The 23541-nt window shown below is 44.3% G+C and carries 21 protein-coding genes; 13 read left to right on the forward strand and 8 right to left on the reverse strand.

What is annotated here, in order from left to right; all coding sequences use genetic code 11:
* Positions 1–83 precede the first annotated feature (83 nt).
* On the forward strand, positions 84–842 hold the full coding sequence (locus AC3CH3_RS11120) for a DUF1853 family protein (protein WP_488537162.1): 759 nt from the start codon (positions 84–86) through the stop codon (positions 840–842).
* A 121-nt stretch (positions 843–963) separates the two neighbouring features.
* Here the strand turns inward: AC3CH3_RS11120 and pgm are convergent, their stop codons facing one another.
* Together pgm and seqA are read right to left on the reverse strand one after the other, a co-directional pair.
* A complete protein-coding gene (pgm, locus tag AC3CH3_RS11125; RefSeq protein ID WP_019820492.1) occupies positions 964–2610 on the reverse strand; it encodes a phosphoglucomutase (alpha-D-glucose-1,6-bisphosphate-dependent) in 1647 nt (548 codons plus the stop codon).
* 92 nt (positions 2611–2702) lie between these two features.
* Entirely contained in the window at positions 2703–3242 is a 540-nt protein-coding gene (gene seqA / locus AC3CH3_RS11130; protein ID WP_017061953.1) for a replication initiation negative regulator SeqA, read from the reverse strand.
* Between the two features lie 93 nt (positions 3243–3335).
* Here seqA and AC3CH3_RS11135 point away from each other — a divergent pair, with 93 nt between their 5' ends.
* The 6 genes from AC3CH3_RS11135 (at position 3336) to tnpC (ending at position 7485) form a co-directional block, all read left to right on the forward strand.
* On the forward strand, positions 3336–4097 hold the full coding sequence (locus AC3CH3_RS11135) for an alpha/beta fold hydrolase (protein ID WP_488538176.1): 762 nt from the start codon (positions 3336–3338) through the stop codon (positions 4095–4097).
* Positions 4098–4205: 108 nt separating this feature from the next.
* On the forward strand, positions 4206–4424 hold the full coding sequence (locus AC3CH3_RS11140) for a DUF2788 domain-containing protein (RefSeq protein WP_004737900.1): 219 nt from the start codon (positions 4206–4208) through the stop codon (positions 4422–4424).
* Between the two features lie 58 nt (positions 4425–4482).
* Complete coding sequence (fldA, locus tag AC3CH3_RS11145) at positions 4483–5016, forward strand: flavodoxin FldA (RefSeq protein ID WP_010436745.1); 534 nt, start codon at positions 4483–4485, stop codon at positions 5014–5016.
* 200 nt (positions 5017–5216) lie between these two features.
* The gene (tnpA, locus tag AC3CH3_RS11150; RefSeq protein ID WP_488537056.1) at positions 5217–5528 is read left to right on the forward strand and encodes an IS66 family insertion sequence element accessory protein TnpA; all 312 of its coding nucleotides are present in this window, start codon (positions 5217–5219) and stop codon (positions 5526–5528) included.
* Positions 5525–5878: an IS66 family insertion sequence element accessory protein TnpB gene (gene tnpB / locus AC3CH3_RS11155; RefSeq protein WP_261893880.1), complete on the forward strand. Its 354-nt coding sequence runs from the start codon at positions 5525–5527 to the stop codon at positions 5876–5878. The genes tnpA and tnpB overlap by 4 nt, the downstream gene beginning before the upstream one ends.
* A 59-nt stretch (positions 5879–5937) precedes the next feature.
* Positions 5938–7485 (forward strand): IS66 family transposase, encoded by a 1548-nt coding sequence (gene tnpC / locus AC3CH3_RS11160; protein ID WP_488537163.1) that lies wholly within the window; start codon positions 5938–5940, stop codon positions 7483–7485.
* On the opposite strand, the gene AC3CH3_RS11165 is transcribed toward tnpC, so the two are convergent.
* Positions 7482–8009 carry a DUF4442 domain-containing protein gene (locus AC3CH3_RS11165; RefSeq protein ID WP_488537164.1) on the reverse strand — a complete coding sequence of 176 codons (528 nt, stop codon included), beginning with the start codon at positions 8007–8009 and terminating at the stop codon, positions 7482–7484. The genes tnpC and AC3CH3_RS11165 overlap by 4 nt on opposite strands.
* Positions 8010–8216: 207 nt before the next feature.
* Here AC3CH3_RS11165 and fcrX point away from each other — a divergent pair, with 207 nt between their 5' ends.
* Positions 8217–8663: a ferric iron uptake transcriptional regulator FcrX gene (gene fcrX / locus AC3CH3_RS11170; protein WP_017061956.1), complete on the forward strand. Its 447-nt coding sequence runs from the start codon at positions 8217–8219 to the stop codon at positions 8661–8663.
* Positions 8664–8815: 152 nt separating this feature from the next.
* On the opposite strand, the gene glnS is transcribed toward fcrX, so the two are convergent.
* Both glnS and nagE read right to left on the reverse strand, forming a co-directional pair.
* Positions 8816–10483, reverse strand: a complete 1668-nt coding sequence (glnS, locus tag AC3CH3_RS11175; protein WP_019820497.1) for a glutamine--tRNA ligase — start codon at positions 10481–10483, stop codon at positions 8816–8818.
* 299 nt (positions 10484–10782) lie between these two features.
* Positions 10783–12291 carry an N-acetylglucosamine-specific PTS transporter subunit IIBC gene (nagE, locus tag AC3CH3_RS11180; RefSeq protein WP_017063406.1) on the reverse strand — a complete coding sequence of 503 codons (1509 nt, stop codon included), beginning with the start codon at positions 12289–12291 and terminating at the stop codon, positions 10783–10785.
* Positions 12292–12808: 517 nt separating this feature from the next.
* On the opposite strand from nagE, the gene nagA reads away from it, so the two are divergent.
* The 4 genes from nagA (at position 12809) to asnB (ending at position 18739) form a co-directional block, all read left to right on the forward strand.
* Positions 12809–13945, forward strand: coding sequence for an N-acetylglucosamine-6-phosphate deacetylase (gene nagA / locus AC3CH3_RS11185; protein ID WP_488537165.1), 1137 nt, complete (start codon positions 12809–12811; stop codon positions 13943–13945).
* 2 nt (positions 13946–13947) lie between these two features.
* Positions 13948–15162, forward strand: a complete 1215-nt coding sequence (nagC, locus tag AC3CH3_RS11190) for a DNA-binding transcriptional regulator NagC (RefSeq protein ID WP_017629614.1) — start codon at positions 13948–13950, stop codon at positions 15160–15162.
* Positions 15163–15246: 84 nt separating this feature from the next.
* Positions 15247–16833 carry a cation:proton antiporter family protein gene (locus tag AC3CH3_RS11195; RefSeq protein ID WP_019820253.1) on the forward strand — a complete coding sequence of 529 codons (1587 nt, stop codon included), beginning with the start codon at positions 15247–15249 and terminating at the stop codon, positions 16831–16833.
* A 235-nt stretch (positions 16834–17068) separates the two neighbouring features.
* Positions 17069–18739 (forward strand): asparagine synthase B, encoded by a 1671-nt coding sequence (gene asnB / locus AC3CH3_RS11200; protein WP_019820251.1) that lies wholly within the window; start codon positions 17069–17071, stop codon positions 18737–18739.
* Positions 18740–18817: 78 nt separating this feature from the next.
* On the opposite strand, the gene rfaH is transcribed toward asnB, so the two are convergent.
* Complete coding sequence (gene rfaH, locus AC3CH3_RS11205; protein WP_017062197.1) at positions 18818–19324, reverse strand: transcription/translation regulatory transformer protein RfaH; 507 nt, start codon at positions 19322–19324, stop codon at positions 18818–18820.
* Between the two features lie 501 nt (positions 19325–19825).
* Between rfaH and AC3CH3_RS11210 the strand changes: the two genes are divergently transcribed.
* Positions 19826–21220, forward strand: coding sequence for a peptide MFS transporter (locus tag AC3CH3_RS11210; protein ID WP_488537166.1), 1395 nt, complete (start codon positions 19826–19828; stop codon positions 21218–21220).
* 90 nt (positions 21221–21310) lie between these two features.
* Here AC3CH3_RS11210 and hemH read toward each other — a convergent pair whose 3' ends face one another.
* Together hemH and adk are read right to left on the reverse strand one after the other, a co-directional pair.
* A complete protein-coding gene (hemH, locus tag AC3CH3_RS11215) occupies positions 21311–22273 on the reverse strand; it encodes a ferrochelatase (protein ID WP_488537167.1) in 963 nt (320 codons plus the stop codon).
* Positions 22274–22552: 279 nt separating this feature from the next.
* Positions 22553–23197: an adenylate kinase gene (gene adk, locus AC3CH3_RS11220; RefSeq protein ID WP_048660860.1), complete on the reverse strand. Its 645-nt coding sequence runs from the start codon at positions 23195–23197 to the stop codon at positions 22553–22555.
* Between the last annotated feature and the right edge of the window lie 344 nt (positions 23198–23541).

Raw genomic sequence — 23541 nt, forward strand, 5'->3', positions numbered from 1 at the left:
TCCAGCTTACCTTTATAATAACGTCGTTATATCAATTTACGGGTAGAATGTCGAAAGCCCCACGATGAGTTTATGAGGAAGAGATGGCAGCACTGCAACGTTTTTACCAATGGGTCATCGACTCACCGCCATTACTAGAAATCAAGCCACCGGTTTCGGATCTCAGTGCATTCTCTAGCAACCATGCCATCGACTCATCACATACTTATGATGGTAATCCTAGATTAGGTTTCCTCTACCAATATCTATGCGAGCAAGTGATCGCTGCCTCACCGAATTACTCGATAAAGCACGACGAGATTCAGATCAATGTGGAAGGCAGAACTCTCGGTGCAATCGACTTTATTCTTGAAGAAGAGAGCAGCCAAAAGCTTGAACACTGGGAAGTGGCGATTAAGTTTTATCTGCTCCACGAACAAACATGGTTTGGACCCAACTCTCACGACCAATTGGATAAGAAACTCGACAGGATGCTAAGCCACCAGTTGGCAATGTCCTCTTCTTCAGCGTTTATTGAGCAATATCCAGAGATCGATGTCGACTCAAAACATCTCCTCATGCAAGGTCGCCTATATACCAACCCATTCTTAGAGCAAAACGTACCTACTGCATGTTTGGGTTACGACATTAACCCAAGCCAAGTAAACGGCTTTTGGTGCTATCAAAATCAAGCCCATTTAATTGCTGAAGTGCTCTACCCTCTCACCAAAGAGCAATGGGCAGCTGGCACTGATGACTTCACCTGTGAACCTATCACCGAATTTGGTGATCGCTTCGTCCATGGGCAAACAAAGTCGGGGCAATTCTGGTTTGTGATGCCACAAAGCTGGCCACACGGTTAGTCGTCTGAGCTCACTCAGTTACCTTTCACGCTTATACAAAATCAACACAAATAAAAAGGGCTGATGCGTTCACATCAACCCTTCTTCTATTTACGTAGCAACTCTAGTAATCGAGATTCGATTATAGGCCAGCCGCTGCAAATACTTGGTTAACAATCTCTTGAGCTTCTGCTTCGATTGCTTTCAGGTGCTCTTCACCCTTAAAGCTTTCACAGTAGATCTTGTAGATGTCTTCAGTGCCTGATGGACGCGCAGCAAACCAGCCGTTCTCAGTTGTCACTTTCAAGCCACCAATCGCAGCGCCATTACCTGGAGCGTGTGTTAGGCGTGCAGTAATTGCATCACCAGCCAGCGTCTCAGCAGAAACCATCTCTGGAGATAGTTTCTTCAGCACGTCTTTTTGTGCACCATTTGCTACCGCTTGAATACGGTTGTACTTAGATTCACCGTGTTTAGCGGCAAGTTCTTCGTAGTATTCTTGTGGGTTCTTACCTGTCACAGCTGTGATCTCAGCCGCAAGTAGGCAAAGAATCAGGCCATCTTTATCTGTTGACCAAGGCGTACCGTCTTTACGTAGGAAAGAAGCACCTGCACTCTCTTCACCACCAAAGCCAAACTGGCCGTTGTAAAGACCATCAACGAACCATTTGAAACCAACTGGCACTTCACAAAGCTCACGACCTAAGTCAGCAACAACACGGTCAATCAATGCGCTTGATACCAGTGTCTTACCAACAGCAACGTCTTTACCCCAACCTTCACGGTTACGGTATAGGTAATCAATACAAACCGCTAAGAAATGGTTTGGATTCATCAAGCCTTTAGGTGTCACGATGCCGTGGCGATCGTAGTCTGGGTCGTTACCAAACGCTAGAGCGTACTCGTCTTTAAGCGCCAGTAAGCCAGCCATTGCGTATGGAGAAGAACAGTCCATACGAACCACGCCATCTTTATCTAGAGACATGAATTGGAATGAAGGGTCAACCGCTTCACTTACCAGAGTAAGATCTAGATTGTACGCTTTGCCAATTTGACGCCAGTAATCAATACCACTGCCACCCAGAGGATCCACACCAATCTTGATGTTCGCTTTCTGGATCGCTTCCATATCCACGACGTTAACCAAATCAGCGACGTATGGCGCTACTAGGTCGACTTCTTTTACTAGCTCAGACTGTTTAGCCTGTGCGATCGGCGTACGCTTAACACCTTGCATTTGCTCAGCAATGATCACGTTCGCACGGTCTTCAATCGCTTGAGTCAGTTCAGCTTCAGCTGGACCACCGTGTGTCGGGTTGTATTTAATACCACCGTCTTGAGGTGGGTTATGCGAAGGTGTGATAACAATGCCGTCGGCTTTTTTGTCATTCACTAGGTTGTGCGTAAGAATCGCGTGCGAGATACCAGGTGTTGGAGTAAAGCCATTGTTTTCTTGAATAATAACTTCAACACCGTTCGCTACAAGCACTTCGATAACCGTAGAGAACGCAGGCTCAGATAGAGCGTGAGTATCTTTTCCTAAGAAAAGAGGGCCAGTTGTACCTTGCTCGGCACGAACTTCAGCAACCGCTTGTGCAATTGCTAGAATGTGGTTTTCGTTAAATGTTGATTTGTCTGCTGTACCGCGGTGACCTGAAGTACCGAAAAGTACTTTATGATCTGGGTTCGTAGCATCCGGTTGCTGTAAGAAATAGTTAGCAACTAAAGCCGGGATATTATGAAGATCTTCCTGCTGAGCTTTCTGCCCAGCACGAGGGTGCATAGCCATTTTTCGACATCCTTATATATAAAATTTAAAAACAAAAAAACCTCATAATATCTTCTTATCCATGGATATTATGAGGTTTAAATCAGATTTCGTTAAATTGAACCTGTTACTTTTTCTATCAATTCTGCTTGGAAATTCATGCGGCTCATAAGCTGCTCAACCATCTGTCTTTTTCGGCTTGTATTGTTATTAGTAATAACCCAAAAAGGACTTTGTGGAATAGCTTTAGGCTTAGTCGTGTTGCCGTTTGCTAGCAACGTCGCTTCGTTATCTGCAAAGTAAACGCGCTTACGGCCTTTTACTTGAGTTGCTTCTGAAAAGCTTAAAGGGTCGATTTTATGCAGTGTTGATAACACAAGCATGAAACGATCAATGGCTTTCTTTAGTGATGCAAACTCATCTGATATTAGTAGTGAGCGCATTTCTTTAACGCCATCGAACTTCTCTGGAGTAAAGCCTACCTCTTTGCTAACAACGATACCTTTTGGCTCAACGATCTCTTCGATCGGAGCCATGCCTTGGCTATCAACCTGTAACAAGCGGCGCAGAATATCTGAAGCGCTTTCGCCAATACGTTCTGTCTGACCCGCAATAAAACGGTATAGGTCCTCATCAACCTCAATTGTTTTCATTCGCTTTTCACAATCTCAATGTTTAAACTCTGGGGGATTATAGCGAGATCCGCGCGGATACTCTACGTCAAACCCACCATGAATAAGATAAAAATGTCAGTACAGCTCAACTATAAAATTGAAGGTGAGGGTCACACCATTGTTTTGATCCATGGATTATTCGGTAATCTGGACAACCTTGGCTTGCTCGCTAGGGATCTAAAAGCCGATCATCAGGTACTTAGTATCGATCTACGCAACCACGGTCAATCCTTCCATAGTGACACTCATAACTATCAAGCGATGGCACAAGACGTGGCTCAACTGCTGTATGATCTTAAGTTAGAAGACGTCACTGTGATTGGTCACTCGATGGGGGGCAAAGTAGCGATGGCACTGACACAGCATCTTGCGCTGCATAAATTGATTGTCTTGGATATGGCGCCAGTCGCGTACACTCAAAGTCGCCACGACAACGTATTCGCAGGCCTGCAAGCCGTGATAGAAGAAAAACCGACTTCACGCTCAGACGCACTCAAGGTTCTCGCAAAACATATCGAGATCGATGGCGTTCGCCAGTTTTTAACCAAATCTTTGTTCAAAACAGAGCAAGGCATCATGGAGTGGCGCTTCAATGTTGCTTCGTTATTGAGCAACTACCCACACATTATTGGTTGGGAACCGATCGAGAAAACCTCGGTCAAAACCTTACTCATAAAAGGTGGGGATTCTGATTACCTCACAGCAGAACATCAAGCAGCCGTTCAACAGCAATTTTCTAATGCAAAAGCGCACGTCATTGCCAACACCGGTCACTGGCTACATGCTGAAAAACCAGCAGAAGTACTTAGAGCAATTAGAAAATTCATCGCTTAACTGCGCTTTTTCGTGCAGATAAATGAGAGCTGTGTAATTACTGCAGATTAACTTTATCTCACAACAGTGATATAGTGCGCCCAAGCAAAATTGGTATATAAGGTTCCCATGCTTTACGACTACATGAACATCATCGAATCTGTTGGTTTAGATCTCCTGTTTGCCGCGATTTTCTTTTTAATCGGTATGGCAATTAAGGACGTTCTCAAGCAGGGAAATGTTCCTCCATTTGGTCGTCGCATCGTATGGTTAGTACTTTTCCTTGGCTGTGCGGGTTTTATCGCTAAAGGGATAATCCAACTAAGCTGGGAAGGAACTGGGATCTAACGATTCTCTTCCGAACTTTATTACACCGACAACAGACAAAATGAAAGGTAATGATTCTATGGCAAGTGTAGGTCTCTTCTTTGGTAGCGATACAGGTAACACTGAAGCTGTAGCTAAGATGATTCAAAAGCAATTGAGCAAACAGCTCGTTCACGTTCAAGACATTGCAAAAAGCAGCAAAGAAGATATCGATAACTTCGATCTACTGCTGCTTGGTATCCCTACGTGGTACTACGGCGAAGCACAATGTGATTGGGATGACTTTTTCCCAGAGCTAGAAGCTATTGATTTCTCAACTAAGCTTGTTGCTATCTTTGGTTGTGGCGACCAAGAAGATTACGCAGAATACTTCTGTGACGCTATGGGTACTATCCGTGACATCGTTGAAGCGAAAGGCGGTACTATCCTAGGTCACACATCAACTGAAGGCTACGAATTCGAAGCATCGAAAGGTTTAGTTGAAGGCGATGACAGCCAATTCGTTGGTCTATGTATCGATGAAGACCGTCAACCTGAGCTAACTGATGAGCGCGTATCTAACTGGGTTAAACAAATCCACGAAGAAATGTGCCTAGCAGAGCTAGAAGACTAATTCTCTAGTGGTTGTTAATTGTTACAATTAATAACCATTATGTAGATATGAAAAAACCTCCTTATGGGAGGTTTTTTGCTATTTAAAATCTATTAATTAGCACTCAGCTTCTAATGCTTCGTAAGCGCTCCATAAACCCCGCATTCTAATCGCCTAACACGAATAATAAGATCAAGTCTCCAACCATGAGGAGATTTGAAATGGGAAAACGACACACTAAACAAGAATGGCAAACGCTTATCGAACAATCTGAATCGAGTTCATTGTCAACGATCGCATTCTGTAAGCTCAATGAACTCAATCCCTCAACGTTTTATGCTAAGCGCCAACAACTCAAAAAAGCGGATGTATCTCAAGGCTTTGTCCGAGCAGAGGTCGTCGAAAAGACAACGAAATACCAAGCTCAAATAGCAACCGCTAACATGACCCTTCTCGTCAATGATGTTGAGCTGAGTATTCCTCAAGGCACGCCTGCAACCTACCTAGCAGAGCTCATCGGGGCGCTGTCATGAAACGCATGCTGAGCGCACCAGACATTTATCTGTATCGTGAGAGCGTCGATTTTAGAAAGTCCATCAATGGCCTCGCTGCAATTATCGAAAGTGACACCGATTTACCCTTGGGGAGTGGCGCACTGTTCCTGTTCACCAACAAACAGCGCGACAAAATCAAAGTGTTGTACTGGGATAAAACAGGCTTCGCCCTGTGGTATAAGCGCCTCGAAAAAGCCAAGTACAAGTGGCCATCAAAAGAGAAAAATCAGGTATTTACCTTGACTCAATTTGAGCTTGATAGGCTGCTTTCTGGCTTCACAATTATCGGCCATAAACCTGTCACAATAAACGATTTTACAATGACTTAAACGATAATAAAGCCTTATCCACCAAGCGTTAACGGCACGATTTTAGTATAATCAATGTCATGAAAAAGACACTAAATATCGACCCAGAAAGTCAAGATATTGCCGAGCTACAAGCGATGGTGAAAGCACTGATGCTCTCGAATGAGCAGAAGGAATCACAATGGCAACAAGAGCGTCAATCGCTGCTTGAACAACTCAAGCTTGCCTTCGACCGTCAATTCGCGAAACGCTCGGAGGCGTTAAAGCCTTACGATGAATCTCAAGGAGATCTCTTCAACGAAGTGGAATGTGAAGCCGCTAAGGAAGAAGAGGTTGAGGTCACGACCACGACCACGACCATAACGAAGAAGCGTGGTAAACGTAAACCACTTCCAACGACCTTGCCTCGAGAGGTTATCGAACTCGATTTAGACGACCATGAAAAGCAGTGTTCATGCTGCAATCATAACCTACATAAAATCGGCGAAGACCGCAGTGAGAAATTAGAGTTCACACCAGCAGTGCTTAAAGTGCTGGAATATGTCCGCCCTAAATATGCGTGCCGCGAGTGCGAGAAAACAAAAGACAATAGCCGCATCGTTCAAAAGCCAGCCCCGCAGAGTCTTATCCCTAAGAGCTTCGCGACAGAAAGCTTGCTTGCCAATATCATTCTGGGTAAATACCAATACGCGATGCCACTTTATCGGCAAGAGTCGCTGTTTAATCAGTCGGGTATCGAGCTATCACGCACCACCATGGCAAGGTGGATTATCCAAGTCAGTGAGAAGTTCGAACCTTTATATGAAGCGCTGAAAGACCATCTTCTTCAACAAGTAGTGGTTCAAGCGGATGAAACGCCGCTTAATGTGCTCAAAGAAGAGAAACAGTGTTACATGTGGCTCTACTGCTCGGGCGCCGACTCACCCGAAGCCGCACTACCGAATATGAAAAATATCGCCTTGTACGACTACCAAAACAGTCGCGCGAGGGCGTGTCCCGTGGACTTTTTAGGTGACTACAACGGTTATCTACAAACCGATGGCTACGCGGCTTATGATGGTCTGCATCACGTCACCAATGTAGGGTGCTTAGCGCATGCTCGTCGCAAGTTCATGGATGCGAAGAAGCTTCAAGGGAAAGGTAAATCAGGCAAGGCTGATAAGGCGCTGGCTAAAATCCAAAAACTCTACGGGATAGAATCACGCTTAAAAGGTGCGCCTGCCCAAGAGCGAAAAGCAGAGCGTCAAGCGTATGCCAAACCGATACTGGATGAACTTTACGAATGGATGACGACCCAGAAAGTGATAGGCTCTAGTGCACTAGGTAAAGCGATAAAATATACGCTCGGACAATGGCCAAAGCTCATTCGTTATATCGACGATGGTCACTTATCTATCGATAATAATCGCGCTGAACGCGCAATTAAACCGCTGGTCATTGGCAGAAAAAATTGGTTGTTCTCTGACACACCAAACGGTGCTGGTGCGAGCGCGATGCTTTACAGCATCGTCGAGACCGCGAAAGCCAACGGACTTATCCTCTACGACTATCTGGTCAAGTGCATGAAAGAGTTGGCGAAAGCAGAGCCTGATATCGACGCACTCCTACCTTGGAACTTCAAACATTAGCAATATCGCCCCGTGGGTTCATGGGGCGGATACAATGCTTCATCGTCATCTCTAAATTGCGGCTTCTTTCTTACATAGAGGGTGCGTTGAATTTCTGAAACCACATTACCCTGCTTATCTTTCACGTGGATAATAAATTCGGGGAAACACTTTTCACCGAGCTGTGTCTGACGATAGATATCGTCAAGCTGCCCTTGGCTTATCTCAAAATCTGCATACAAGTCCGATTGCCCCGGCTTGATGAAGTTAATGCTCGCTTCTTTATCCCAAACATAATATCGCTCACCTAAAATTCCTATTAACATCAATGAGTAAACGGGATCGGTAAGAGAAAAGATACTGCCGCCATATTGAGTACGATTGGCGTTCTTATTCCACCAGCGTAGCTTAAGTACTGTCTTAACAACCCTAAAGTCAGCGCTAATGTGGGCTATTCGAATACCTGCTCCCCAAAAGGGGGGCCAAATATTAAGAGCAAATTTTACAATGTTGGGTTTATATATTTTTGCGAGTTGCTTATTCATAACAACATTCCATGTTCATATCAGAAACACCGCCACCTTGACTGGTCGTACCTCCACTATAAGTGAGATACTTCCAATTTACAAAACAGATTGTGATGTCAGTAAGTAACCCTTTGAAGTTCGTGGTTTATTGTTATGCCTGACTAAACTATAATGGTATTAATATTGAATTCTGTTAATTGCTGCAGATCATCAACAGGAAAGTATATGTCAGATAATAATCAAGCGCTAAAAGATGCAGGTCTTAAAGTGACCCTTCCACGGCTCAAAATTTTAGAAGTATTACAACAGCCAGACTGCCAACATATTAGTGCTGAAGATTTATATAAGAAGCTGATCGACTTAGGTGAAGAAATCGGTCTTGCAACCGTTTATCGAGTACTTAACCAATTCGATGACGCTGGCATTGTAACTCGTCACCACTTCGAAGGTGGCAAGTCTGTATTTGAACTTTCTACACAGCACCACCACGACCACCTTGTATGTTTAGATTGTGGCGAAGTGATCGAATTCTCTGATGACATCATCGAAGAAAGACAGAAAGAGATTGCTCAGCGTTACAACGTGCAATTAACAAACCACAGTTTGTACTTGTACGGCAAAAGCATTAACGGAGATTGCAAAGGCAATCCAGACGCGCATAAAGCGAAGTAGTAATACAGAACGCTGGCTTAGGCCGGCGTTTTTTATATGGCCCTACATAAGTGCGATTCTCCGATACTTATCCCATATTATTCAGACACAAAAAACCGGCTCTAAGCCGGTTTTTTTATGGGGTCGCTTTTAACAAACTAAGCACTCAAGCATTAAGCTTCAGTTTTACCCCAAGTGTCACGTAGACCAACCGTACGGTTGAAGACTAGTGCGTCTGCTTTAGAGTCTTTCGAATCCACACAGAAGTAGCCTGTACGTTCAAACTGGTACGCTTGCTCTGCCACACCTTCTGCTAAGCTAGGTTCTACAAAACCATTTAGCGTAACAAGTGATTCAGGGTTTAGCGTTGCAGCGAAGTCATCAGCAGCGGCTGGGTTTGGCACTGTGAATAGACGATCGTACAAACGAATCTCAGCAGGCAGCGCTTTATCAGCAGATACCCAGTGGATAACGCCTTTCACTTTGCGGCCATCTGCAGGGTTCTTACCCAATGTTTCATTGTCGTAAGAGCAGAAGATAGTCGTAATGTTGCCTTCTGCATCTTTTTCGATACGTTCAGCTTTGATCACATAAGCGCCACGTAGACGAACTTCTTTGCCTAGAACCAAACGCTTGTACTTCTTGTTTGCTTCTTCACGGAAGTCATCACGCTCAATCCAAACTTCACGGGTAAATGGTACTTCGCGAGTGCCCATTTCTGGCTTGTTCGGGTGGTTTGCAACAGTTAACGTTTCTACTGCATCTGCTTCGTAGTTTTCGATAACGATCTTAACTGGATCCAGAACGGCCATTGCACGAGGTGCATTTTCGTTCAGATCATCACGAATGCAAGACTCAAGTGAACCGAACTCAATCATGTTCTCTTGCTTTGTCACGCCAATACGCTTACAGAATTCACGAATAGAGCTTGAAGTAAAACCACGACGACGCAGGCCAGAAATAGTAGGCATACGTGGGTCATCCCAACCTTGAACTAGGTTTTCAACCACAAGTTGGTTCAGCTTACGCTTAGACATCACTGTGTATTCAAGATTTAGACGGCTAAACTCGTACTGACGAGGCTGGCAATCAATCGTGATGTTATCTAGAACCCAATCGTACAAACGACGGTTATCTTGGAATTCAAGCGTACAGATAGAGTGCGTAATACCTTCCAGCGCATCAGAGATACAGTGAGTAAAGTCGTACATTGGGTAAATGCACCACTTGTCAGCTGTTTGATGGTGGTGAGCAAAACGAACACGGTAGATAACAGGATCGCGCATAACCATGAACGAAGAGCTCATGTCGATCTTAGCACGCAAACACGCTTTACCTTCTTCAAAACCACCGTCACGCATTTTTTCAAACAACGCTAGGTTCTCTTCAGGGCTGCGGTCACGGTATGGGCTCGCTTTACCTGGCTCTTTCAGCGTGCCACGGTACTCACGGATTTGATCAGGACTTAGCTCGTCAACATACGCTAAGCCTTTATTAATTAATTCCACAGCATAAGCGTAAAGCGTATCGAAGTAGTTTGATGAGTAACAAATATCACCAGACCATTCGAAGCCTAACCAGCTTACATCATTCTTAATTGACTCAACGTATTCAACGTCTTCTTTTTCAGGGTTTGTATCATCGAAACGAAGATTACATTGTCCCTGGTAGTCCTGAGCAATACCAAAGTTCAAGCAAATAGATTTAGCGTGACCAATGTGCAGGTAGCCATTTGGCTCCGGCGGGAAACGAGTATGCACGCTACTGTGTGTACCATCCGCTAAATCTTTATCAATAATTTGGCGAATGAAATTCGATGGACGAGCCTCAGCTTCACTCATCTATAGCACCTCTATGTATTTAGTATTGTCAGAGAAAGTTATCTTTCGTCCCCAAGAAAACGGTCGCTTATAGCGCCAGTCAAAGATAGAAAGATCATTGTTGCTAATCATCCACAATTCTTAGCCTTTGCACAATAAGAACCGTCCGTTAATTGCGATTATTTCTGCTATTCGATGAAGAATAGAACGAACCGTGTTCGCTGGTCTTAAACTGCAGGCACAAAAAAGCCTCCCATGTGGGAGGCTTTCAATTTGACACTTACTTAAGAGTAACTTTACGTCTTAATTAAGTACTTCCCTTACTGTGGAAGTTTTACATCAGATAGGTCTTCGCCTGCACCGATAGCTTTCATTTCGCCAGCTACGATTTCAGCTAGTGGGCCTAGGATAACCTGTAGGTTGTTTTCACCTAGTTTAACCACACCTTTAGCACCTAGTTTCTTAAGAACAACTTCATCTGCAACAGAGCGGTCTTTAAGAGTTAGACGTAGACGAGTGATACAAGCGTCGATTGAAGTTAGGTTGTCGTGACCACCTAGAGCTTTCAGGTATTGACGTGCAAGGTCGCCCTTTGGTGCGTCGCCAGCAGGAGCTGCAACAGCTTCGTCATCATCTTCACGGCCTGGCGATTTCAAGTTGAAAGCGCGGATTGCGAAAGAGAAAGTGAAGAAGTATAGAGCACCGAAGCCAAGACCGATTAGTAGTAGTACGAATGGTTTAGTTGCTAAACCCCAGTTCAATACGAAGTCGATAAGACCAGCAGAGAAACCGAAGCCGTGCAGAGTACCAAACATGTTAGCAACTACTAGAGACAGACCTGTAAATACAGCGTGCATTGCGTATAGAGCAGGAGCTAGGAATACGAACATGAATTCTAGCGGCTCTGTGATACCTGTTAGGAATGAACAGAATGCAACTGAGAATAGTGCGCCACCAACTTGGCTACGTTTTTCAGCAGGAGCAGCTAGGTACATTGCAAGTGCAGCACCTGGTAGACCGAACATCATTACTGGGAAGAAACCGTTCATGAATACACCAGCGCCTTTATCGCCGCCGAAGAAACGGTGTAGGTCGCCAGATTTAACTGTTTCAGTTACTTCTTTAACAGTTGCAACAATTTCTGGGTTAACTGAGTTAGCAAATTCAAATGTGTACTCTTGACCAACAACTAAAGTTTTAGCTAGTGCAGGGTCAACACAAAGTTGAGAGAAGCCTTCTGCAGCAACTACGATCTCTTGACAAGAGCCCATACCGAACCAGAAGTACGAGTTCAGTACATGGTGTAGACCTACTGGGATAAGTGCACGGTTAAGAGTACCGTAAACGAATTGACCGATAGCGCCAGACGTTGAAACTGCATGAGCAAGTGCATCTAGACCAGATTGAACAGCAGGCCATACAACACCAAAGATTGCGCCAGCAACTAAAGCAAATAGACCAGCCATAATAGGAACTAGACGTTTGCCAGAGAAGAATGCTAGCCACTCTGGAAGACGAGTCGCGTGGAATGCATTGTAAGAGTGACCTGCGATGATACCTGCAAAGATACCGCCGAAGAATGACATATTTACACTAGCATCGATGTTTGTTGCTGTTGCAGTCAGAACAAAGTAAGCAACTGCACCAGCAAGACCTGCTGCACCGTTACCGTCTTTAGAAAGACCAATCGCGATACCCAAACCAAACAACAATGGTAGTTGGCTGAAGATTGCGTTACCAGCAGATGCCATGAATGCGATATCGAGTAAGTCTGGTTGACCCAGACGTAGCAGCAATGCCGCAATCGGAAGCGTAGCGATTGGTAGCATTAACGCCTTACCAAGCTTCTGTGCATACCCTAGAATATTCACCAGTTATTTCCCCCTATAGGATTTTTTAGAATTCGTTTGAGAAACTTATTTTAGTCGCTCAATTTAGTCCTATTCAGTGTATTCAATTAATTTTGCTCCGCAAATTAAAACCTTACCATTTGTGATCCTAATCACCAGTTTTTACCAAATCCAGAGGTTTTTGCTAGCGAGATCATAAAACTTATTTTATCATTCAAAAAAATGAACATTTATAGATAAAATCCAAATCTAATCATTAGGTAAAAAGATGGTATCTGCGGGCTTCTATTGCCGTATGAATAATCATTAACAATGAACCTAAATGTATAATAACGATCAGTTGTTCATATATTTTTCAACCACTTAAATAGCTTCCTATATTGAAGCCGTTTGCCCATAAAAGATAAATCGTTACGTAAATGATGCTCGCAAACTAAGTCCGCATTTAGGTAACGAACGAATTTAAAAGATCTCACGAAATAAGGATTAGCTGACTATGTACGCGCTAAGTAACTGTAAAATTTACACCGGTAGTGATGTTCTGACCGATCATGCTGTTGTAATCGAAAACGAACTGATCAAAAAAGTCTGTCCTATCTCTGAATTGCCAGAGGGAATCGAGGTTCGCGACCTAGACGGAGCAAACCTAAGTCCAGGTTTCATTGACCTACAACTGAACGGTTGTGGCGGTGTAATGCTTAACGATGAGATCACTGCAGAAACCATGCAGATCATGCACAAAGCAAATCTGAAATCTGGCTGTACTAGCTTCTTACCAACGCTTATCACCTCTTCAGACGAAGATATGCGTGCCGTTATTACGGCAGCTCGTGAGTACCACAACCAGTACCAAAACCAATCTTTAGGTCTGCACCTAGAAGGTCCGTACTTGAACGTTGCGAAAAAAGGCATCCACAGCGTCGATCACATTCGTAAGTCTGACAACGAAATGATTGAGCTTATCTGTGACAACAGTGACCTTGTTGCGAAAGTAACATTGGCTCCCGAGCTTAACGATCCAGAACACATCGAACGCCTACACAAGTCCGGCGTTGTGGTTTCTATTGGCCACACTAATGCAACTTACGCAGAAGCGCGCCAAGGTTTCGAATCTGGTATCACGTTCGCTACTCACCTGTTTAATGCAATGACACCAATGGTTGGTCGTGAGCCTGGCGTTGTTGGCGCAATTTACGACACACCAGAGGTTTACGCTGGCATCATTGCCGACGGTTTCCACGTTGATTACGCAAACATTCGAATTGCGCACAAAATCAAGGGAGAAAAGTTAGTATTAGTGACGGATGCCACAGCTCCTGCAGGTGCTGACATGGAATACTTTATTTTTGTCGGTAAGAAAGTATATTACCGTGATGGTAAGTGTGTTGATGAAAACGGCACACTGGGCGGCTCAGCTCTGACTATGATTGAAGCAGTTCAGAATACAGTTGAGCACGCTGGTATCGCTTTAGACGAAGCTCTTCGCATGGCTACGCTATACCCAGCTACGGCTATCGGTGTAGAAAGCAAGCTAGGTCGAATCAAAAAAGGCATGGTTGCAAACCTAGCTGTATTTGACCGAGACTTTAACGTTAAAGCGACTGTTGTTAATGGACAATACGAGCACAATTAAGTATGAATGGCGGACAAATAGGTAACGTAGACTTAGTTAAACAACTAAACAGTGCGGCGGTATACCGACTAATAGACCAACAAGGGCCTATCAGTCGTATACAAGTGGCTGATGTAAGCCAACTCGCACCGGCAAGTGTTACAAAAATTACCCGCCAACTTTTAGAGCGCGGCCTAATTAAAGAGGTTGCGCAGCAAGCGTCTACTGGCGGTAGACGCGCTATCTCCCTAACCACAGAAGTAGAACCTTTTCATTCTGTCGCTGTGCGCTTAGGTCGAGACTACATTCAAATAAGCCTGCATGACCTTGGTGGTCGTGAATTGGCTTTCCAACAGCAAGACCTGAACTATTCAGACCAATCAGACCTGACCCAAGGCTTGGTCAATAACCTCAAAGCTTTCATTGCTGAGCATCAACCAAAGATCGACCAGCTGATTGCTATTGGTGTCACGCTTCCAGGCTTGGTTAACCCAACGACCGGTGTTGTTGAGTACATGCCGAATACCGACATCGATAACCTCGCATTAAGCGACATTATTCGCGATACATTCCATGTTGCTTGTTTTGTTGGTAACGATGTTCGTGGAATGGCGCTTGCTGAGCACTACTTCGGTGCAAGTAAAGATAGCCAAGATTCTATTTTGGTCAGTGTTCACCGTGGTACAGGTGCAGGTATTATCGTTAATGGTCAGGTTTTCCTAGGTCATAACCGTAATGTGGGTGAAATTGGTCATATCCAAATTGATCCGCTAGGCGAGCAATGCCAATGTGGTAACTTCGGTTGTCTTGAAACCGTAGCAGCAAACCCAGCAATCGTTGAACGAGTTCAAAAACTGATTAAACAAGGCTATGAGTCTTCTTTAACAGAGCTTGACCGTATTACGATTCAAGATGTGTGTGACCATGCAATCAATGGTGACGAACTGGCGAAGCAAAGCTTAGTTCGAGTAGGAAACCAGTTAGGTAAGGCTATCGCGATGACGATTAACTTATTTAACCCTCAAAAAGTGATTATTGCTGGTGATATTACCAAGGCACAAGAGATTGTTTTCCCTGCAATTAAGCGCAATGTAGAGAATCAGTCGTTAACGACTTTCCATAGCGGCTTGCCTATTGTAGCATCACAGATCGATAAACATCCTACGATGGGAGCTTTTGCCATGATTAAGCGCGCCATGCTCAACGGCGTGTTACTGCAGAAACTTCTCGAAGACTAGAGAAAAACAATTCTGATTTTCCGCGGGCCGTGTTTGTATAAACACGGCCCGTTTTTTTAAGCTAGGGAACTACAACAACAAGTTATGGAACTTATATTAATATCCACTGCGTTTATCGCAGGATTTATTGCTTTAAAGTGTCACCTTCCCCCATTAGTTGGTTTTTTGGTTGCAGGCTTTGGGCTTTTTGCCTTTGGCTTTGAAACCAATGACACCATCATTACTTTAGCTGACCTTGGTGTCACGCTGCTTCTATTTACTATCGGCTTAAAGCTCGATATCAAAACCCTACTCTCTAAAGAGATCTGGGCTGGCGCGACAATCCACAACCTTTTATCCACTCTGTTTTTCGCCGTCGCCCTGTTTGGCTTTAAGTTCTTAGGTATTTCATCGCTAGCTGCCATGTCGGTAGAACAGATCGTTCTGCTCGGTTTTGCTCTTTCATTCTCTAGTACCGTATTTGCGGTTAAGACTCTGCAAGAGAAAGGCGAAATGAATGCGACCTACGGAACGTTAGCGATTGGTATCTTGGTCATGCAGGATATCTTCGCCGTAGTATTCTTAACGGCTTCTACGGGCAAAATACCTGAGTGGTATGCGATTGCTCTGTTTGCCCTACCCTTATTACGCCCACTGTTCTACAAAGTGCTCGATTGGGTTGGTCACGGTGAGATGCTGGTTCTTTCCGGCATATTCTTCGCATTAGTCGTCGGTGCTGGTTTATTCCATTTGGTTGGTGTGAAACCAGACTTGGGTGCTCTTGTTCTAGGTATGTTACTTGCTGGTCACCCAAAAGCCTCAGAATTATCAAAGTCGCTGTTTAACCTTAAAGAACTTTTCCTTGTCTGTTTCTTCTTGAACATTGGTTTGTCAGAGCAACCAACCATTCAAGGCTTTATGCTCGCAATCTTGTTCTTGCTGATGCTACCAGTGAAAGGTGTTCTGTACTTCTTGGTACTCAACCGCTTCAAGTTCCGTGTTCGAACGTCTCTACTCGCCTCTCTATCACTGTTTAACTACAGCGAATTTGGCCTCATCGTTGGTGGCCTCGCCTTCAAGATGGGTTGGATGTCTGGCGATATCTTAGTTGCCGTCGCGATTGCGGTTTCACTGTCGTTCTTAATCGCTGCACCTTTAAACCGAGCTGGTCACAAGCTTTATCAGCAGTCAGGTAAATGGCTGAAAGAGCATGCCTCAGAAAAGCTTCACCGACGTGATAAGCGAATTGACCCAGGCCGTGCACAAGTGCTGATTCTTGGTATGGGGAGAATTGGTACTGGTGCTTATGACGAATTACGCTCTCGCTATGGCAAAGTCAGCCTAGGTGTTGAAGTTCGTGAAGAAGCCGCGCACAACCACAGAAGCCATGGTAGAAACGTGATTTCTGGCGACGCCACTGACCCAGATTTCTGGGAGCGAATTTTAGATACAGCAAACGTAAAATTGGTAATTTTGGCGATGCCTCACCACCAAGGTAATCAAACCGCTTTAGAACAATTAAAGTCACGTAACTTTAAAGGCCAAATTGCCGCGATTGCTGAATATCCCGATCAACTCGAAACACTGAAAGAGAATGGCGTTGATGCGGCATTTAACATTTACAGCGAGGCTGGTAGTGGTTTTGCTCGCCACGTTTGCGAACAGCTAAACCCAAACATCAATAAAATCTAGTATTAGACGGTGTTCAACTAAACCTCTCAAAACTGCCTATTTTTCGCACTTTTGAGAGGTTTTTGTTTAAAAAACCAACCGCAATTAAACATCACACACCAAAAACACGTAAAAATTAGATAATTTCTAATAGAACACCCTTTATATTATTTTTTTGCTCACATCCGGTTGCTTTTTTTAGCCAGAATGGCAAATTGAATGCAGTTGATTTGGAAATTATTTAAAAGGAAGTTCTATGTGTTCAGTATTTGGCATTCTCGACATTAAAAATGATGCCGCAGCACTTCGCCCTATTGCTTTAGAAATGTCTAAAAAGCTTCGTCACCGTGGTCCAGACTGGTCTGGTATCTATGCGGGTGAAAAAGCAATCCTTGCTCATGAACGTCTTGCTATTGTTGGCTTGAACAGCGGTGCTCAACCACTATACAGCCAAGACAAAAAGCACATTCTTGCAGTAAACGGTGAAATTTATAACCACAAAGAACTTCGCGCACGCTATGAAGATAAGTACCAGTTCCAGACTGATTCTGACTGTGAAGTTATCCTAGCGCTATACCAAGAGATGGGGGCAGACCTTCTAGAAGAGCTTAACGGTATTTTCGCTTTCGTTTTATACGACGAAGAGAAAGACGAGTACCTAGTGGGCCGCGACCATATTGGTATTATCCCGCTTTACCAAGGTTACGATGAGCACGGTAACTACTACGTGGCTTCAGAGATGAAAGCATTGGTTGAAGTATGTAAGACGATCAGTGAATTCCCTCCAGGTAGTTTCTACTCTTCGAAAGATGCCGAACCTCAACGCTACTACATCCGCGATTGGAACGAGTACGCTGCGGTACAAGGCAACAGCACAAGCAAAGAAGAACTGACTGAAGCGCTAGAAGCAGCGGTTAAACGTCAACTAATGACTGACGTTCCTTACGGTGTACTTCTATCTGGTGGCCTTGATTCATCAATTACTTCAGCCGTCGCAAAACGCTTTGCTGCAATGCGTATCGAAGATGATGAGCAATCTGAAGCTTGGTGGCCACAACTGCACTCATTCGCTGTTGGCCTTGAAGGCGCACCAGATCTTATTGCTGCTCGTGAAGTAGCGGACAAGATCGGTACCGTGCACCACGAGATGACTTACACTATTCAGGAAGGCTTAGATGCCATCCGTGATGTTATTTACCACATCGAGACTTACGATGTAACGACGATTCGAGCATCAACGCCAATGTACTTGCTTGCTCGTAAGATCAAAGCAATGGGCATCAAAATGGTACTGTCTGGTGAAGGTGCTGATGAGATCTTTGGTGGTTACCTGTATTTCCATAAAGCGCCAAACGCGAAAGAGTTCCACGAAGAGACAGTACGTAAACTGCTTGCTCTAAGCATGTTCGACTGTGCTCGTGCAAACAAATCGCTAGCGGCATGGGGTGTTGAAGGCCGTGTACCATTCTTGGATAAAGAGTTCATCGATGTCGCAATGCGTCTGAACCCTGAAGATAAGATGTGCGGTAACGGTAAGATGGAGAAACACATCCTGCGTGAGTGTTTTGAAGACTACCTACCAGATTCAATCGCATGGCGTCAAAAAGAGCAGTTCTCTGATGGTGTTGGCTACGATTGGATTGATACATTGAAAGCAACGGCTGAAGCAAAAGTAACGGATCAACAAATGGAAGCTGCTAAGTTCCGTTTCCCTTACAACACGCCAACAACCAAAGAAGGTTATGCTTACCGTGAAATCTTTGAGGAGCTATTCCCTCTAGAATCTGCGGCAGAGTGTGTACCTGGTGGTCCTTCAGTTGCTTGTTCATCAGCGAAAGCGATTGAATGGGATGAGTCATTCAAAAACTGTGTCGACCCATCAGGCCGTGCCGTACAAGCCGTTCACAACGATGCTTACAACGCTTAGAGCGTTTTAAATAAATTCTAAAGACTAAAAAAGGCGCATTATGCGCCTTTTGTTTTAAGCCTATTTTTATTACTGCAGTTATGCGCGAGCTTGTAGGGCTTCGTTCTCAATACTGATTGGAACGACTTGGCTGATCATTTTCACCAGCATAATCGATCGAGCCTCACCGTCTTTTTGATCGAAAATAGCTTCAACCCCAGCAAACTGGCCACTCTGAATCTTGACTACCTGCCCAGACTCAAACTCAACACAACAATCTTCCACTTCGTTACTGCAGCACTTCTCAAACTCTTTGAGTTCAAACACCAAATCTCCTTGGACCTCGTGCGGCAGTGAACCGAACTTAATAAAGTCCACAACACCACGTGTTGAACGAACGGTCGTGAAGCTAGGACCTTGCTCATAGTCGAAGCGAACAAAAATGTAAGACGGAAACAGCGGTTCTTTGACCTGCTTTTCTTTCCCTCTCACCACCTTTTTGACTTCTATTTGAGGGTAAAAGCACTCTACCCCCTGATTCTCTAAGTGCTGCTGAGCGCGTTTTTGATCACCACGCTTACAGTAAAGCAAATACCAACGTTTCATTTAACTAGCCATTTTATATTTTTAGATATTTTACCACATGCCTAAAACGGTTGACTCGCCATTAATAAAATGAATCGTTGCTAACGAAAAATAATGCGTAGCAGACCAATTTATCAACAAAAAGTTATAGGTGTCGGAGTGGTTAAGCATTGTACAGGGATCATTTGGAGATAAAAAGGCTCATTGTTGTAAGCATATGTATGCCCCACCTAATGAGCACACCACTCCCTTCAAACTCAAAACGATACACCAGAGGAATGCATCTAAAGATTTTCATTCAACACGGCTTTAATAAAGGTTATTAACCAACCAGCTCAAATCTGGAAAATTAGTTTGCAGCACATCTAAAATGGGCAACATTAAAAGCAAATCTCTTTAACATCAATACCTTACACAAACCAAGTTGTCGTAACCATAAAATACGTCTATTGCAGACTTTTATCCCACTGTGTATACATGAATGACTATAAAATCTTTTAATACCTAAAATTAGTAAAACTTATGCCAAGCAACCACAACATCTTTGGCCACCCTAGAGGCCTATTTCTACTTTTTAGCACAGAGCTATGGGAACGTTTCTCGTACTATGCGATGCGTGCCATCCTTGTCTTATTTTTGACTGACACTACCCTCAACGGTGGACTGGGTTGGTCAACGAAAGACGCACTCGATCTCTACGGTATTTACACCGGCTTAGTCTACATCACACCATTAATTGGTGGCTGGATTGCCGATAACTACCTGGGTCAGCGTAAATCAATTCTGATTGGCGGTGTATTAATGGCACTTGGCCAATTTACACTGGCTCTACCTAACGGCTTCATCGGTTTAGACCAAGTGAACGCGCTGTACCTTGGTTTAGCACTGCTAATCAGTGGTAACGGTATGTTTAAACCGAACATCTCAACCATGGTTGGCGACCTGTACCAAGAAGGCGATAACCGCCGCGACGGTGCTTTCACCATTTTCTACATGGGCATCAACTTAGGTGCACTGCTTGGTGGCTTAATTTCAGGCGCTGCTGTCGACTCATTTGGTTGGAAAGCAGGTTTCCTAGCCGCTGGTATTGGTATGGTTATTAGCTTGATCATGCAAGTGACAATGGCTCAGTCTTGGTTAGGCAACATCGGTTCTGTGCCTGCTGCTGCTCGAGCGAAAGCACTGAACAAATCTAAAGAAAAAGCGCCACTGACTAAAGAAGAGTTCGACAGACTAAAAGTGATTCTTATCATGGGTCTGTTCGTGATTGTATTCTGGGCGGGCTTTGAACAAGCTGGCGGCCTAATGAACATCTACACTCAACAATACACTGACCGTATGATTGGTGGCTTTGAAGTTCATGCTGCGTGGTTCCAATCTTTGAACCCATTCTTCATCATTACACTTGCTCCAATCATTGCTGCGTTCTGGGTGAAACTGGGTAAGCGTGAACCCAACTCTCCTGTTAAGTTTGCAATGGCATTGTTCTTCTTAGCACTGGGCTTTGTGTGCATGATGGGCGCGGTAATGGAACAAGGCGGCGACCTAACAGTGAAAACATCAATGCTATGGCTAGTCGGTGCTTTCTTCTTCCATACCCTTGGTGAGCTTTGTCTATCGCCTATTGGCCTGTCGTTGGTCACTAAGTTAGCTCCGCTTCGCCTAGCATCATTGATGATGGGTGCATGGTTTGGCTTCAATGCAGTAGCAAACTACGTGGCTGGCCTGGTTGGTTCTCACGTTGGTGAGCTTGGTGCTATGTCGATCTTCGGTGGTATCGCAATTACAGCAACAATTAGTGGCGTATTACTGCTTCTTTGTGCGGGCAAGCTTGTATCATGGATGCACGGTGTAGAAACCAACATGACGCTTGAAGCAGAGCCAAAAGCTGAAACAGCAGAAACCTCTGTGGCTTGATATCTAGCTCTATTCCGAAAAGAAACATCAAGATCAAAAAGGGCTGCTCAATGAGCAGCCCTTTTGTTATCTATTCAATCGACACATCAATTAGCGATGAAGCGCTACCAGTTCAGCCATCATGTCGATATGCGAGTCTCTATCATTAAGACACATAATGTAGCTAAAGTCCGAACCACCAGCGTCAATGAACGTCTCTTTACACTGGTCTGAAATCTCTTCCAACGTTTCCAAACAGTCAACCGAAAAGGCAGGCGCCATGATGTCGATCTTCTTGATACCTTTGCTTGGCAGTGATTCAAGTGTCTCGTCAGTGTAAGGCTTCAACCACTCTTCTCGACCAAATCGCGATTGGTAGGTCATGGTGATGTCTTCTTCAGATAAACCTAGCTCTGCCGCAAGCAGCTTTGTTGTCGCTTCACAATGCTGAGGGTAGATATCGCCTTCATCAGCCAGTCGCTTCGGAATACCGTGGAAAGAACACACTAAATGATCGGCTCTGCCATTTTTATCCCAATGACTGCGGACGCTTTCAGCCAATGCTTTTGCATAGCTTGGGTGCGCGTAGTAGTCGCGAATAAAGCGATAGCTCGGGATAACTGGCATCTGCTTAAAGGCTTTGGTTAAACCATCAGAAACCGCCGCTGTGGTTGTGCCAGAGTACTGCGGATATAAAGGCAGTACGATCATGTCCTCAACGCCCTGCTCCATCAGTTGCTCAACACCAGTCTTTAGGCTTGGGTTGCCATAGGTCATACCCAGTGCAACAGGCATCTCTAGTTTTTTCTGGAGCTTTTCAGCTTGTCTTTGAGAGTACACAAGCAGTGGTGAGCCATCATCCATCCAAACCGACTGATATAGCTTCGCGACCTTAGGCGAGCGAATCGGTAAAATCACCCCATGCAGAATCGGACACCAAAGCCAACGAGTTAGGTTCACTACTCGCTTGTCGTGCAAGAACTCACTCAAAAATCGACGAACGCCAGCTGGGGTCGCAGAATCTGGCGTACCTAAGTTCACCAGTAAAACGCCCTGCTTTTTATTATTTTCCATAGATACCTGAGACCAATATGTGATTTTCTAGAAAGTAATATACTAATCTGCATAAGTTTAAGATCATTGCTTCCCACTAAATGTCTGAATAATCATTCTTTAAATGGGATATCACAACATCTGCTCTCGATTGTGAGCCACCTTCATCAAAGACGGTTTCATCTTGAATGATGTGTAATCGAATTATCTAGATTGGTATCGTACTAAAAATTGAAACAAAAAAAGCGACCCTTAAGGTCGCTTCCAATATATCAAATTCTAAAACTGGCTGTTAGCCAATTATGCTAGTGCTTTCTCAAGTTCTGCACTAACTTCAGCAACTTGCTTAGTACCGTCAAACTTAAGGTACTGAGTGTTGCCTGCTTCAGCTTCTTTACCGTAGTAAGAGATAAGCGGAGCTGTTTGATCGTGGTATACGCCTAGACGTGCACGAACTGTTTCTTCTTTGTCGTCATCACGTACAACTAGCTCTTCGCCAGTTACGTCATCTTTACCTTCTTCTTTAGGCGGGTTGTACACAGTGTGGTATGTACGGCCTGAAGGAAGGTGAGCACGACGACCAGCCATACGCTCAACAATCACATCGTCAGCTACGTCGAATTCAACAACGTAATCAACAGCGATGCCCATTTCTTTTAGGCCATCAGCTTGTGGGATTGTGCGTGGGAAACCGTCTAGTAAGAAACCTTTTTCACAGTCATCTTGAGCTATACGCTCTTTGATAAGACCAAGGATAATTTCATCAGAAACTAGCTGACCAGCGTCGATTACTGATTTTGCTTGCTTACCAAGCTCAGTACCCGCTTTGATAGCAGCACGTAGCATGTCACCAGTTGAAATTTGAGGGATACCAAATTTGTTCATGATGAAGTTAGCTTGAGTACCTTTACCCGCGCCAGGAGCACCTAGAAGAATGATGCGCATGTTTAATCCTCTTATAAAATTATGATTTATACCGAAGCTCACTATCCCTCCCTTCTTGCTCATTTTTAGGATGAACAGAAAGCGTTAAGTAACCATTGAGGCTAAGCAAAACTGTGAACAGAAGCAAAACGGTAAGTTTCGGTATAACGTTTAAAAATCATACAACTGGAGTTGATAGCTTCCTAGCCCCAGCTGATTAGGTCGAGCATTCTATCACATTAATATTCAATTTGGCTGAATTTACGACTAAAGAATGCATCGACAACATTTGCTGTGACGATAACGGTGACGTTGACCACGTTAGGTTAATTTTCAACGACGTTCATAAAAAAAGCCCGCATTTG

The organism is Vibrio sp. QJM3NY_35 (assembly GCF_057785915.1).